The sequence below is a fragment of the Paenirhodobacter sp. YD-8 genome (genome assembly GCF_056590935.1).
Window position 1 is genome coordinate 2757064 of record NZ_CM152649.1, and the last position, 14641, is coordinate 2771704.

A 14641-nucleotide genomic window follows, 5' to 3' on the forward strand; every position below is an offset into this window, starting at 1 on the left:
GCTTCACGGATCGGTCAGCAGCGGTTCGTAGCGCGCATCCGTCAGCGTCTTGAGAAATGCCACCAGCGCGTCGATGCGCTGATCGTCGAGCGCCGGCCCGGTCTCGAGCTCGGTGCGCGAGAGGTTCTGCGCCACCTCGGGCGGATCGAAGGGCGCGCCGGTCTCGGGGTTGATGTGCCGCTCGGGGCGCCTGGTGTTGTAGCTGTTGTAGAACAGGATCACCGTGCGCAGATCGGCAAAGACGCCGTTGTGCATGTAGGGGCCGGTGACGGCGACATTGCGCAGCGTCGGCACCTTGATCTTGCCCGCCTCGGCGGGGTCGGAGACGGCGGGGTTTTCCAGCAGGCCACGGTCCACCCGGTCGGGCGCCGCGCCATTCGCCGCGCGCACCGCGCGGTTCGCCGGCACGCCGATGTTATGGAACTGATAGTTGGAAAAGGTCTCTTCTTCTGCCCCCGGAGTGCCGCGCAACTGATGGCAAAGGTTGCAATTGGTAAACTGGTTCGAGAAGAACAGCAGCCGGCCAAGCTCCTCCTGATCGGTCAGTTTCGCCTCGCCGCGCAGGAAGCGGTCGTATTTCGAGTCGAAGGGCGAGAAGGTGTCGCTTGCCTCGTAGGCCGCGATCGCCTCGGCCATGGCGTCGAAGGCGGCCGCGTCGTCGGCCCCGGGGCGCAGCGCGGCGAGCGTCGCGACATAGCGCGGGTTCTCGCGCAGCCGCGCGGCGACCGCGGCGACATCGGGTATCCCCATCTCGATCGGGTTCAGCGGCGGCCCCTTCGCCTGATCGGCCAAGGTCGCGGCGCGGCCGTCGTGGAACTGCCCACCCTGCCACTTGCCATCGGCGATGCGGCCGAAGGGCGGGGAAAAGCGCGCATAGCTCGCCGTCGGCGCGTTGCGGTCGCCCAGGCTTGCGCCATCATCGCCCAGGCTGACGGCGCGGCCCACGGCGGTCTCGCGCGGGTCACTGAACCCGGCGGCCGGGTCGTGACAGGTGGCGCAGGCCTCGGTGCGGTTCTTCGACAGGTTGGCGTCGGAAAACAGCGCCTCGCCCCAGGCCTCGAGCGAGGGATAGGCCCCCTCCCCGGCACGCAGCGGCGCAGCCAGCGCAGTGAACGCCATCGCGATCAGCACAGCCCGTTTCATCGACACCTCCAAATGATGGAGACGCGATTACCCGAGTTTTTTACTCAAGTCCAGCTTTTCCAGCGGCGCAGCAAAAAGGGGCGGCGGCCCGTGGCCCCGCCCCTTTCGCGAAACTGTCGCCCGGATCAGATCCCGGCGTAGATCTCGACGATCTTCGCCACGGCCGCTTCGGGGGTCATCTCCTCGCTCTCGCCGCTGCGGCGCGAGGTCAGCTCGACGAGGCCGTTCGCCAGGCCGCGCGGGCCGACGGTGATGCGCCAGGGCAGGCCGATCAGGTCCATGGTGGCGAACTTGGCGCCGGCACGTTCCTCGCGGTCGTCGTAAAGCGGGTCGAGCCCCTTCGCCTTCAGCGCGGCATAGAGCGCCTCGCAGGCGGCGTCGGTCGCGACATCGCCCTGCTTCAGGTTGACGAGGCCGACGTGGAAGGGCGTCACGCCCTCGGGCCAGATGATGCCCTTCTCGTCGTGGTTCGCCTCGATCAGCGCGCCGATCAGGCGGCTGACGCCGATGCCGTGGCTGCCCATCTCGACCGGCACCTTGGCGCCGTCGGGGGTGGTGACGGTGGCGCCCATCGGTTCCGAATATTTCGTGCCGAAGTAGAAGATCTGCCCGACCTCGATGCCGCGGCCGATGCAGCGCCGCTCTTCCGGGATCTGGTTGAAGAGCGCCTCGTCATGGGTCTCGTCGGTGCGGGCGTAGAGCGTGGTGAACTCCTTGCAGATCGCGGCGACCTCGTCACGGTTGTCGTAATCGACGGTGCGGTCGCCCAGCTTCAGCTCGGGCACCTTGGCGTCATAGAAGACTTCCGACTCGCCGGTCTTCGCCAGCACCAGGAATTCATGGGTGTTGTCGCCGCCGATCGGGCCAGAGTCGGCGCGCATCGGGATCGCGGTCAGGCCCATGCGCTCGTAGGTGCGCAGATAGCTGACCATGTGGCGGTTGTAGGCATGCAGCGCGTCTTCCTTCGTCAGATCGAAGGAATAGCCGTCCTTCATCAGGAACTCGCGGCCGCGCATCACGCCGAAGCGCGGGCGGACCTCGTCACGGAACTTCCACTGGATGTGGTAGAGCGTCAGCGGCAGCGACTTGTAGCTTTCGACATGCGAACGGAAGATGTCGGTGATCATCTCCTCGTTCGTGGGCCCATAGAGCATCTCGCGGTCGTGGCGGTCCTTGAAGCGCAGCATCTCGGGGCCGTAGGCGTCATAGCGCCCCGACTCGCGCCACAGGTCGGCCGATTGCAGCGTCGGCATCAGCAGCGGGATGTGCCCGGCACGGATCTGCTCCTCGTGCACGATCTGCTCGAGGCGCTTGAGCACCTTGAAGCCCATCGGCAGCCAGGAATAGATCCCCGCCGCCTGCTGCTTGATCATCCCCGCGCGCAGCATGTAGCGGTGCGAGACGATCTGCGCCTCGGCGGGGTTTTCCTTGAGGACGGGGAGGAAATAGCGGGTAAGACGCATGGCGTGTCCGACGGTTTGTTTCGCGTTGCGAAATGGCCTAGAGGAAATGCCCTCGCGGGGCAAGTGTCAGGGGGCCGCGGCGCGGACGGGGTTGCGCTTCGCCGGCGGGCCGTGTCGAATGCGCGCCGTCCCTGCCCTGCGTTCCCGGAGACAGAATGAAACTCGCGCTCTATCAGGCCCTGCCCACCGACGGCGACATCGCCGGTGCCTTCGACCGGCTGACCCAAGCGCTGCGCGCGGCTGCCGCAGCCGGGGCGCGGATGCTGGTCGCGCCCGAGCTTTACCTGCCCGGCTACAACCGCCCCGAGCTGCACGCCCGCGATGCCGAACCGATCGGCGGCGCGTGGCTCGCGCGGCTCGCCGAGATGGCCGCGGCCGAGGGCTGTGGCCTGACCCTTGGCTGGGCCGAGCGTGCCGAGGGCCGGGTGTGGAACAGTGCCGTCGCGCTGAGCCCGGAGGGGCGGCTGCTCGCGCATTACCGCAAGATCCAGCTTTACGGCGAGATGGAGAAGACGAGCTTCGTCCCGGGCGAGGCGCCGCCGCCGGTCTTCGACTTCGACGGGCGGCGCTGCGGTCTGCTGATCTGCTATGACATCGAGTTTCCGGGGCACGCCGCGGCGCTGGCCGCACGCGGGGTCGATCTGATCCTGGTGCCGACGGCGAACCCGGCCGGGGCCGAGCATGTGCAGAACGTGCTGGTGCCGGCCCGCGCGCATGAGAACCGTCAGGTCATCGCCTATGCGAATTACTGCGGTGTCGAGCGCGGGCTGGCGTTTTCGGGCCTGTCGGTGATCGCCGGGCCCGATGCCCGGCCGATCGCGATGGCCGGCACCCGCGAGACCCTGCTGATCGTCGATCTGCCAGGCCTTGCCGATCACCGGCCGGACCAGATCGCGCGGCTCGCCGAGGATTACCGCGCGATCTGAGCGCGGGCGGGCTCAGCCCGCCAGCAGCGCCGCGTTGCCGCCCGCCGCGGTGGTGTCGACGCACAGGTGCCGCTCGTGCAGCACATGGGCGCGGTCGGGCCGGCCGGTGACCAGCTGCACGATCGGGCCCGGACGCGCCGCCAGAACCCGCGCGATCGCCCGGCCGGTCTCGGCATCGCCCCACCACAGCACGGCGCCGAAGCCCTCGAGCGAGGCCAGCGCCGCCGGGTCAAGCCGCCCCTCGACGGCGAGCGCCACGCCGCCAAGCGCACGCACCGCCGCGACCTGCGCCGCGGTGGCCGCAGCCCCCGGGCCGAGGCAGAGCACCGGCGGACGGGTGTGCAGGCTCAGCCGGTTCAGCTCGCCCGTCGGGCCGGGCATCAGCCGCTCCTCGACCTGCGTCTCGGCAAAGCCCGCCAGCGCCGCGCGGATCGCCGCAAGATCGGCCGTGCCTGCAGGCGCCGCATTCGGCGCGGCGACCGGCTCGGGCGCGAAGAAGCGCGCAAGGTAGAGCGGCCCGCCCGCCTTCGGCCCGGTGCCCGAGAGCCCCTCGCCGCCGAAGGGCTGGCTGCCGACGACGGCGCCGATCTGGTTGCGGTTGACATAGGTGTTGCCGACGCGGATCGCCTCGGACACCTCCTGCACACGGGCGTCGATGCGGCTGTGCAACCCGAAGGTCAGCCCGTAGCCGCGCGCGTTCACCGCCTCGATCACGGTGCCGAGCTCGCCCGCCCGGAAGGTGGCGACATGCAGCACCGGGCCGAAGACCTCGCGCTCGAGATCGGCGATGCCCGAGACCTTGAGCATCACCGGGGCGACGAAGGTGCCCTCGGCCGGCGCCGCGGTGCGGTGCAGCACCGCGCCCTCGCGGGCGGCGACATAGTCGAGGATGCCGGCCTGCGCGCGGGCGTCGATCACCGGGCCGACATCGGTCACGAAGTGCCGCGGATCGCCCAGCTTCAGCTCGTCCATCGCGCCCTTCACCATCGCCAGAAGATGCGGCGCAATGTCTTCCTGCACATAGAGGCAGCGCAGCGCCGAGCAGCGCTGCCCGGCCGAACGGAAGGCCGAGGCGACGATGTCGCGCACCGCCTGTTCGGGCAGCGCGGTCGAATCGACGATCATCGCGTTCAGGCCACCGGTCTCGGCGATCAGAGGCGTGCCGGGTTCGAGGGTGTCGGCCATCACCGCGGCGATGCGCTGCGCGGTGGCGGTCGAGCCGGTGAAGACCACGCCCTTCACCCGCGGGTCCGAGGTGATCGCCGTGCCGACGACCGAGCCCGGCCCCGGCATGAGCTGCAGCGCCGAAGCCGGAACGCCCGCCGCATGCAGGAGCCGCACCGCCATCGCGGCGATGAGCGGCGTCGCCTCGGCCGGTTTCGCGAGCACCGCATTGCCCGCCATCAGCGCGGCCGAGATCTGGCCGGTGAAGATCGCCAGCGGGAAGTTCCACGGGCTGATCGCGGAGATGATGCCACGGGGCGCGGCGGCCGAGGTCTCGCCCTCGGCGGCGTAATATCGCAGGAAGTCGCAGGCCTCGCGCAGCTCGCCCACCGCATCGCCCCAGCTCTTGCCGGCCTCGGCGGCGAGGGTGGCGAAGATCGGGCCGAAGTTCTCCTCATACAGGTCGGCGGCGCGGCGCAGCACCGCAGCGCGCTCGGCGGCCGGCACGTCCCAGATGCGGGCGTCATCGAGGGCGCGGGCAACCGTCGCCGCATCGGCCTCGATCACCTGCGCGACGGCGGCGCCGGTCGCGGGGTTGGTCACGGTCAGCGCGGTGCCGGTCGCGGGCGAGACGGTCAGCGGCGCGGCATCGGGGATGGTGCAGTCCCGCGCCGCCTCGATCGCCTCGACCACGCGCTCGTCGGTCAGATCGAAGCCCTTCGAGGCCTTGCGGCGCGGCCCGAACAGATCGGCCGGCGCCAGAAGGCTGGCCGGCGCCTTGGCGGTCGCAAGCGCGGTGAAGGGGTCGCGGGCGATCGTCTCGGGCGCGATGCTCTCGTCGACGAGCTGGTGCACGAAGGACGAGTTCGCGCCGTTCTCGAGCAGGCGGCGCACCAGATAGGCCAGAAGGTCGCGATGCGCACCGACCGGCGCATAGATCCGGCAGCGGCCCTTCGTTTCCTTCAGCACGATGTCATGCAGCCGTTCGCCCATGCCGTGCAGGCGCTGGAACTCGAACGGACGGCCCTCGGCCAGTTCGAGGATCGACGAGACGGTATGCGCGTTGTGCCCGGCGAATTGCGGGAAGATCCGGTCACCCATGCCGAAGAGCTTCTTCGCCAGGCAGATATAGCTGACGTCGGTCGCGGTCTTCGAGGTGAAGAGCGGGAAGCCCGGATGCCCCTCGACCTGCGCCAGCTTCATCTCGGCGTCCCAATAGGCGCCCTTCACCAGCCGCACGCAGATCTTGCGGTCATAGCGGCAGGCCATGTCGTAAAGCGCATCAATCGCAAGGCCCGCGCGCTTGCCATAGGCCTGCACGACGATGCCCATGCCCTCCCAGCCGGCGAGCGAGGGATCGGCCATCACCGCCTCGATCACCTTGAACGACAGCGACAGCCGCGCCTGTTCCTCGGCGTCGACATGCATGCCGATGCCCGCCGCCGCGGCCTGCCGCGCAAGGCGCAGCACCACCGGCACCAGCTCGGCCATCACCCGCTCCTCGTTCGCCAGCTCATAGCGCGGATGCAGCGCCGAGAGCTTGATCGAGATGCCGGGGTTGTCGTGGATCGAGGCCTTGGTCGCCGCCTTGCCGATCGCCGCGATGGCGCGGGTGTAGTCGGCGTCATAGCGCGCCGCATCGGCCGAGGTCATCGCCGCCTCGCCGAGCATGTCATAGCTGTAGGTGAAGCCGATCGCCTCGCGGGTGCGGGCATTGCTCAGCGCCCCCTCGATCGTCTCGCCCAGCACGAACTGCCGGCCCATCTCCTTCATCGCGCGACCGACCGCGGCACGGATCACCGGCTCGCCAAGGCGCTTGATCGCGCCGCGCAGCGTGCCCGCCACGCCCGGGTAATCGTCATCAAGCACCTTGCCCGTCAGCATCAGCGCCCAGGTCGAGGCATTGACCAGCGACGAGGCGGCGGTGCCGAGGTGCTTGCCCCATTCCGCCGGCGCGATCTTGTCCTCGATCAGCGCGTCGATGGTCTGGGTGTCGGGCACGCGCAGCATCGCCTCGGCCAGGCACATCAGCGCCACGCCCTCGCGCGTCGACAGCCCGTATTCGGCCAGGAAATGCTCCATCAGCGTCGGTTTCGCCTCGGAGCGGATGCGCCCGACGAGGGCCGCGGCGCGCGCCGAGATCGCGGCGCGGGTCTCGGCCGAGATCGCCGCGGTGGCGACCAGCCGTTCGAGCAGCGGCGCCTCGGGGGCGAATTTCACTTCCGGCCCTTCGAGGGCGGGGAAGACGGGGACGGGCTTGGCGATCATGGCGGCACTCCGGAAGGGCGATTTCCGGATTCTGTACCCGAATCGCACTGGACGCTGTGACCAATGATTGCCGATACTGCAGCCGATCAGACCAAAATGAAGGACAAATTCAGACCATGGAACCCGCACTCGACGCCACCGACCGCAAGATCCTGAGCGAGCTGGTTGCCAATGCCCGGCTGCCGATCACGGAACTCGCCCGTCGCGTCGGCCTGTCGAAGACCCCGGTCGCGGCGCGGATCAAGGCGATGGAGGAGATGGGGCTGATCACCGGCTATCGCGCGATCCTGTCGCCGCTGAAGCTGGGCATGACCCATGTCACCTATCTGGAGGTGCGGCTGAGCGACACGCGCGAGCGCGCGCTTGCTGCCTTCAACGCCGCGGTGCGGGCGATCGAGGAGGTCGAGGAGTGCTACATGATCGCCGGCGGTTTCGACTATCTGCTGAAGGTGCGCTCGCACGACATGGCCGATTACCGCCGGATCATGGGCGAGAAGATTTCCGCCCTGCCCCATGTCCATGCCACCTCGAGCTATGTCGCGATGGAGGCGGTGGTGGAGCAGAGCTGGATGAGCCCCTGAGCGCTCAGGGGATATGGTGCAGCCAGGCGGGGGTTTCGAACTTCTCGCGCGCCAGCGTCTCGGCCGCGGCCAGTTCCTCGGCGGTGATCGCGCCCGGGGTGCCGCCGTGCAGGTCGAGGAAGGTGGCCTTCATCCGCTCGATCACCGCGCCGCGTTCCAGCCCGGTCTGGCTGCGCACGGGATCGACGCGCTTGCCGGCGCTGGCGATGCCCTTGTCCGACAGCTTCTCGCGGCCGATGCGCAGCACCTGCATCATCTTCGAGGCGTCCATGTCATAGGCCATGGTGACATGGTGCAGCACCGCGCCGCCGGCATAGCGCTTCTGCGCCGCGCCGCCGATCTTGCCTTTCGAGCTCGCGATGTCGTTGAGCGGCTTGTAGACCGCATCGATGCCCAGATCGTTCAGCGCCTTCAGCACCCAGGTGTCGAGGAAGGCATAGGAGTCGGCAAAGCTCATGCCGTCGACCAGTTCGGCGGGCGCATAGAGCGAATAGGTGATGGTCGAGCCCGGCTCGACGAACATCGCGCCGCCGCCGGTCACCCGCCGCACCGTCTCGACGCCCAGCTCCTCGGCCGCCTCGAGGTCGACCTCGTTCCTCAGCGACTGGAAATTGCCGATGATGATCGCCGGGCGCTCCCATTCCCAAAAGCGCAGCGTCGGCGCACGGCGGCCGGCCGCGACCTCGTGGGCCAGCACGTCGTCAAGCGCCAGGTGCATCGCCGGCGACAGCGGCGCCCCGTCGAGCACCTGCCATTCGAAATCGCGCCAGCCGCGGCTGACGCCAAGCGCGCGGCGCACCGCGATCGCAACGGCCTCGAGGCTGAACCCCACCAGCACCGCCTCGGGGCGCAGCCCGGCGCGCAGCGCGGCGGTGATCTCCTCGACCGTCGCCGTGGCCGGCAGCCCCTCGAGCGCGGCGCCCAGATCGAAGATCGCCTCGCCGGGTTCCAGGAAGAAATCGCCCGAGATCTGCACCTGGGCAAGCCGGCCCTCGCGCAGCTCGAGATCGGCCACCACCAGCTTGCCGCCATGGACCTTGTATTCGCCGTGCATCCGCGCCTCCTGCCTGCCGCCCGGGTTTGGGCAACAGATGTGCCGCGGGCGGCGCGCCGGCAACCCCCCTTTTCACCCACCGGCCTGCGGCGGATTGCCGAAGCCCCGCGCCGGGGGTTGACGGCACCGCCACCCTCGGCGCCAAATGCCGCCGACCCGACCCGCGGCAGAAGGAGGCCCGCCATGCCGTTTTCCCGTCGCCGGACGCTGCTGCGCGGCCTGACCGGGGCGCTGATCGCCCCCGCCCTCGCACCGCTTCTCCCCCCGTTCACGAAAGGCCACGCCATGGGCGCCGAAACCTCCCTGCCACAGGCAGGCCGCGACCTGCCGATCCCCGCAAGCTGGACGGGTGTCACCGGCGCGCTCGCACGCGATGATGGCGAGCCCCTGCCGCAAGGCACCCTGCGCCGCTATCGCAGCGACGACAGCCCCGCGCCGCCCGCCTCGGTGCGCGCCCAGATGGACCTGTTCGCCCGGCTCGCGGACCTGCCCACCGGCCCTGATGGCCAGGACGTGACCGCGGCGGCCGCGGCGCGCGGCGTGACGATCGAGGCGCTCGCCACGGCGATCTTCGGCCCCGGCAAGTTCACCCGGCCGACGGTCATCCTCGGCTACCGGCTCGGCAGCGCGCAGCCCGGCTTTGCCCTCGCGCGGATCGCCGTCGACCGTCCCGAAGCCGCGGTGCGGGTGACCCTGTGCGGCCTTGGCCCCGGCCGGCGCGTCACCCTCGCCCATCTCGCCACGGCGCACCCAGCACAGTTTTCCGCGGTGCTCGCGGCCGTTTGTCCAATTGACGGTTGAGCCGTTTTCGGCAAGTTTGTTGACGTGGGGGGAGGTTCCGCGATCGGCGGCCGGAAATGGCGCCGGATCAGGGAAGGTGACTCCGCCTTATAGATTTCGAGACGGAGGGAATTACCCATGGCCCAGACCAAGGCAGAAGCCGCAATTTCCAGTGCGCTCCCCGCAACGGGTCAGCAAATGCTGGCTGACATCACCAACAACCGTGTGTGGGCCGACGGGACGCTGCAATACTATCTCGGCACCGGTGGCGACATCGATCTCGACAGCGAATTCCGCAGTTTCTACAACACCTACTTCGTGGCCGGGTCGATGGCTGACACGACCTATGCCTTCACCTCGCTGACCGAGCGCGCCTTCCGGATGATCGACAGCGTGATCGCGACCGACTTCAGCCGGGTGACCGATCGCACCACCGCCGCGGCCACCGCCGATCTCGTGCTGGTGAGCTCGGACACGCCGGCCTCGGCCGGGCTCGAGGGGTTCTGCATGTTCCCGCAAAGTGCCACGCGCGGCCCGGGCGACTACTGGAGCTTCGGCACCTTCACCAGCAATCTCGACTACATGAACACGCCCGCCGAGCTTGGCGGCGGCGAATATGCGAACTGGACCCTGATCCACGAGATCGGCCACGGGCTCGGTCTCTATCATCCGTTCCAGGGCTCCGCCGCGACCAGCGTCGGCCCGGCGCTCGACAACGAGCGCTACACGGTGATGTCCTACACCGGCTCGGCCTCGGCCGACGCCTATGGCCATGCGGTCACGATGATGGCGCTCGACATCGCCGCCCTGCAGCAGCAATACGGCACCGAGACCTATGCCGCGGGCAATTCCACCTACACGCTCTTTGACGCGCGCGGCGGGGCGCTGTCGCTTGCCGAGGGCGCGATGAGCATCGGCCGCGCCTATGCCGCGATCTGGGACAGCGGCGGCACCGACACGATCCGCTACGGCAACAGCGCCAACTCGGTGATGATCAACCTCAACGACGCGACGCTCGACCGCAGCCAGATCGCCGCCGACGCCGCCCCCTCGATCGCGGCACTGCAGAACACCTCGATGTTCTCGCATCTCTCGGCCAGCCTGCAGACCGAGATCGTGAACCCCGACTACAACGCCGGCGGCTTCTTCTCGCGCGTGCTGACCAATTCGGGCGGCACCTACAGCGGCATCGACGGCGGCTTTGCCATCGCCAATGGCGCGCAGATCGAGAATGCCGCGGGCGGGGCGCAGGCCGACCTGCTGATCGGCAACGAGCTGAACAATACCCTGACCGGCAACGGCGGGAATGACGTGCTGATCGGCGGCGCGGGCAACGACATCCTGCAGGGCGGACTTGGCACCGACACCGCGGCCTTCTCGGGCGTGCGCGCGCAATACACGATCACCGCGAACGCGAACAACTCCTTCACCATCACCCACAACGGCGGTGTCGACGGCACCGACACGCTGTGGGATGTCGAACAGGCACAGTTCGACGACCAGCTGGTGCAGCTCACCGGGATCACCCCACCGCCGGTGCTCGACTTCACCCCGATCGCGAACAACGCCTTCCTGCCCTTCGGCGCCAACGTGCTCTATCACAACGATGACGAATACCAGAGCGACATCGACATCACCTCGATCTTCGAGAACGGGCTGACGATCGGGGGCGTGACCTATACCACCTTCTCGGTCAACACGAACGGCAACGTCACCTTCGGCGGCGGGCTGAGCACCTACACCCCCGGCGCGATCGACGACACCAACTACGAGATCGTCGCCCCGTTCTGGGCCGACGTCGACACCAGCGACAGCTCCTCGGTGACCAACCCCGGCGACGTCTTCTGGGACTTCAACGCGGCGCGCGACTCGCTCGTCATCACCTGGAACGACGTGGGCTATTACGACACCCACTTCGATCTGCAGAACTCCTTCCAGCTCGAGCTGCTCGACCGCGGCAACGGCAACGTCGAGATCGTCTTCCGCTATACCGACGTGGAATGGACGACCGGCGACGCCTCGGGCGGCACCGGCGGGCTTGGCGGCACCGTGGCGCGGGCGGGCTTCTCGCTTGGCGACACCTATTACGAGCTGCCCGCCTCCGGCTATCAGGGAGCGATGCTCTCGCTTGAGAACACCGCCGGCAACACCGGCGTCACCGGCGTGTGGCAGTTCATCGTCGCCGGTGGCCAGGTCCAGGGCGTGGGCACCGACGGCAACGACAACTTCGTCGGCACCGCGGGCAACGACAACTATCTGGGCGACCTCGGCAATGACACGCTGATCGGCAACGGCGGCAACGACACGCTGCTCGGCGGTCTGGGCGATGACAGCATCGCGGGTGGCCCCGGCGACGACAGCCTGAGTGGCGGCGACGGGCGCGACACGATCTTCGGCGGCACCGGCGCCGACACGATCCAGGGCGGCGACACGGGGGCCGATCTGGCCGACCTGATCTATGGCGGCGACGGCAACGACCTCATCAGCGGGGGCGCCGGCAACGACGTCATCCATGGCGAGATCGGCAATGATGCGATCTACGGCAACACCGGCGCAGACCGGCTGTTCGGCGAGGCCGGCAACGACACGATCGACGGCGGCCTTGGCAACGACAGCATCGCGGGCGGCGCCGGCGCCGACAGGCTGTTTGGCGGTGACGGCAACGACTATCTCTTTGGCGGCACCGAAAACGACACCCTTTATGGCAATGCCGGTGCCGACCGGCTGTTCGGCGACGCCGGCAACGACGCCCTCGGGGGCGGCGATGGCAACGACACGATCGACGGCGGCCTCGACAACGACACGCTCTATGGCGGAACCGGCGCCGACCGGCTGCTGGGCGGCGACGGCAACGACTCGATCTATGGCGGCACGCAGAACGACGCGCTCTATGGTCAGAACGGCGCCGACCGGCTGTTCGGCGAGGCCGGCGACGACATCGTCGACGGCGGCAACGGCAACGACAGCCTGAGCGGCAATGATGGCAACGACCGTCTCTATGGCGGTTACGGCAACGATGCGCTGAATGGCGGCAACGGCAACGACCTGCTGATCGGCGGGGTCGGCGCGGGGGCTGACTGGCTGTTCGGCGGTGCGGGGAATGACACGATGAATGGCGGCCTGGGGGCCGACCGCTTCGTCTTCACCAACGGCTTCGGCAATGACGTGATCCAGGACTTCAGCGCCGACGATGCCGAGCGGATCGTGCTGACCGGCGTCACCGGGATCACCGATTTCTATGATCTGGTGAGCAACCACCTCATCACCAATGCCGGCACCGGCTTCGCGATGATCGTCGACGGCGTCAACAGCATCCTGCTGAACAACGTCCACGTCACCGACTTCGGCGCGGACCAGGCCTATTCGGCGAACGACTTCCTGTTCTGAAGGGCGGCCGGCCCCGGCCCCCTCTCCCGAAACGACGGCGCCCCCTGTGGGGGGCGCCGTTTCCGTTTCAGAGCCGCTCGAGCCGGTAGGGCGCGGGGTCGACGATCGGCGGCGCGCCGCACAACAGATCCGCCGCAAGCTGCCCCGCCGCCGGCCCGGTGCCGAAACCGTGGCCCGAAAACCCGGTGGCCAGCATCAGCCCCGGCACCTTTTCGACCGGCCCGATCACCGGTTGTGAATCGGGCGTGATGTCCATCGTCCCCGCCCAGGCCTCGACGATCCGGGCAGTCTCGAAGGCCGGCCAGGCGGCGCGCAGATTGGCCAGCGCCTCGGCGTTCAGATCGGGCCGGGTCGGCGGATCCATCGTGCGCAGCCGCTCGAAGGGCGAGATCGCCTCTGCCCGCCAGCGCCGTGCCAGCGCAAGATCGGTCAACGCCTCGCGCCCGAGACCGATGCGCAGCAATTTGCGCTGGCCGCGCAGCATCGGCAGATAGCGCATCCCGATCAGCAGGTGGTCAAGCATCAGCGGCGCGCCAAGCGCGCCCCGCTGCGTGATGATGAAGCCGCCGTCGCGATGCTTGCGGAAGGAGAAGTCGGGCCCGCCCACGGCGATCTCGGTCGGCCCCTCCATCGGCGCGGTGCGGAAGACCGAGCACACGAGCGGCAGCGTCGGCAGCGAGATCCCGAGATTGCCGAGGAAGCGGCGCGACCAGAGCCCGCCCGCCAGCAGCACCTGTTCGCAGGCGATCTCGCCGCGTTCGGTCACCACGCCGCAGACCCGGCCGGCGGCGCGCGAAAGCGTGCGCACCGCGCAGTTTTCCACGATCACCGCGCCTTTCGCGATCGCCGCCGCGGCAATCGCCGCCGAGGCAAGCGTCGGTTCGGCACGCCCGTCCGACGGGGTGACGATGCCGCCCGCCCACTGCCCGCGCCCGCCCGGCACCAGCGCGTCGATGTCGGCGGGGCGCAGCAACCGGCTGTCGAGCGACAGATCCGAAACCGATTTCAGCCAGTCGGCGTGCATCGCCATCTCGGCCTCGGTCCGGGCCAGATACATGATCCCGGCCTGACGATAGCCGACCTCGGCGCCAAGCCGCGCGGGCATCGCGGCCCAGAGCCGGTCCGCCGCCTGTGCAAGCGGCACATCGGGGGCCGCGCGGCCCATCTTGCGCACCCAGCCCAGGTTGCGCGAGGATTGTTCCGCCCCGATCCGGCCCTTTTCCAGCACGGTGACGGGGATGCCGCGCTCGGCCAGCACCAGCGCGGCGGACAGGCCGACGATGCCGCCGCCGATCACCACGACCGAGGTCTTCTCGGGCGCGTCGCGGCTGGTCAGGACGGGGGTTTGAACGGGCGCCATGGCGGATCTCCTTCAGTCGGGACAATCGGTCGGGAAAGTCGGTCGGGAAAGTCGGGAGGGCCCGCCGCACGCAGGGCGGCGGGCCCGTCGGTCACACTGCGATCACGCGCCGTTCGGTCTCGGCCCGGCCCGCGCCGCGCCGCGCCGTCACCTCGATCTCGACGCGGTAGACGGTCGAGCCGAGCGGCGGGCAGGTCACGGTGGTGGCCGGGTCGATACCGCGGAACATCTCGCCGACGATGGTCATCACCGCCTGGGTGTCGGCGGGGTCCTGAATGAAGACGCGGCTCATCACCACATCCTCGAGCCCCGAGCCGACGGCGGCGAGCGCCCGCGTGACATTGGCGAAGACCTGACGGGTCTGCGCGCCGATCTCGGCGGGGATCTCCTTCGTCACCGGGTCGCGCCCGGCGGTGTTCGACACGAAGATCCAGTCATCCACCGCGACAAGGCGCGAATAGCTGCCGTGATCCTCGAAGGGCGAGCCGGTCTTGATCTTGGTCACCTGCATGGGG

10 protein-coding genes are annotated in these 14641 nt (G+C 69.0%); 4 read left to right on the forward strand and 6 right to left on the reverse strand.

Annotation, left to right across the window (positions count from 1 at the left end; all coding sequences use genetic code 11):
* Positions 1–3: 3 nt before the first annotated feature.
* Together AC0QTQ_RS13425 and proS are read right to left on the reverse strand one after the other, a co-directional pair.
* Positions 4–1143 carry a cytochrome-c peroxidase gene (locus AC0QTQ_RS13425; protein ID WP_480256992.1) on the reverse strand — a complete coding sequence of 380 codons (1140 nt, stop codon included), beginning with the start codon at positions 1141–1143 and terminating at the stop codon, positions 4–6.
* Positions 1144–1268: 125 nt separating this feature from the next.
* Positions 1269–2606, reverse strand: a complete 1338-nt coding sequence (gene proS / locus AC0QTQ_RS13430; protein ID WP_121534346.1) for a proline--tRNA ligase — start codon at positions 2604–2606, stop codon at positions 1269–1271.
* A 155-nt stretch (positions 2607–2761) separates the two neighbouring features.
* Here proS and AC0QTQ_RS13435 point away from each other — a divergent pair, with 155 nt between their 5' ends.
* Positions 2762–3532, forward strand: a complete 771-nt coding sequence (locus tag AC0QTQ_RS13435; protein WP_480256993.1) for a carbon-nitrogen hydrolase family protein — start codon at positions 2762–2764, stop codon at positions 3530–3532.
* A gap of 12 nt (positions 3533–3544) precedes the next feature.
* Here AC0QTQ_RS13435 and putA read toward each other — a convergent pair whose 3' ends face one another.
* Entirely contained in the window at positions 3545–6964 is a 3420-nt protein-coding gene (gene putA, locus AC0QTQ_RS13440; RefSeq protein ID WP_480256994.1) for a bifunctional proline dehydrogenase/L-glutamate gamma-semialdehyde dehydrogenase PutA, read from the reverse strand.
* A 116-nt stretch (positions 6965–7080) separates the two neighbouring features.
* On the opposite strand from putA, the gene AC0QTQ_RS13445 reads away from it, so the two are divergent.
* Positions 7081–7545 (forward strand): Lrp/AsnC family transcriptional regulator, encoded by a 465-nt coding sequence (locus tag AC0QTQ_RS13445; protein ID WP_121534343.1) that lies wholly within the window; start codon positions 7081–7083, stop codon positions 7543–7545.
* A gap of 4 nt (positions 7546–7549) precedes the next feature.
* Here AC0QTQ_RS13445 and lplAB read toward each other — a convergent pair whose 3' ends face one another.
* The gene (lplAB, locus tag AC0QTQ_RS13450; protein ID WP_121534342.1) at positions 7550–8599 is read right to left on the reverse strand and encodes a lipoate-protein ligase LplAB; all 1050 of its coding nucleotides are present in this window, start codon (positions 8597–8599) and stop codon (positions 7550–7552) included.
* A 183-nt stretch (positions 8600–8782) separates the two neighbouring features.
* Here lplAB and AC0QTQ_RS13455 point away from each other — a divergent pair, with 183 nt between their 5' ends.
* Positions 8783–9400, forward strand: a complete 618-nt coding sequence (locus tag AC0QTQ_RS13455) for a hypothetical protein (RefSeq protein ID WP_480256995.1) — start codon at positions 8783–8785, stop codon at positions 9398–9400.
* Between the two features lie 177 nt (positions 9401–9577).
* A complete protein-coding gene (locus tag AC0QTQ_RS13460; protein ID WP_480256996.1) occupies positions 9578–12766 on the forward strand; it encodes a nidogen-like domain-containing protein in 3189 nt (1062 codons plus the stop codon).
* A gap of 67 nt (positions 12767–12833) precedes the next feature.
* Here AC0QTQ_RS13460 and AC0QTQ_RS13465 read toward each other — a convergent pair whose 3' ends face one another.
* Both AC0QTQ_RS13465 and AC0QTQ_RS13470 read right to left on the reverse strand, forming a co-directional pair.
* On the reverse strand, positions 12834–14126 hold the full coding sequence (locus AC0QTQ_RS13465; RefSeq protein ID WP_480256997.1) for an NAD(P)/FAD-dependent oxidoreductase: 1293 nt from the start codon (positions 14124–14126) through the stop codon (positions 12834–12836).
* Positions 14127–14217: 91 nt separating this feature from the next.
* Positions 14218–14637, reverse strand: a complete 420-nt coding sequence (locus AC0QTQ_RS13470; RefSeq protein ID WP_480256998.1) for a Rid family hydrolase — start codon at positions 14635–14637, stop codon at positions 14218–14220.
* Positions 14638–14641: the final 4 nt, after the last annotated feature.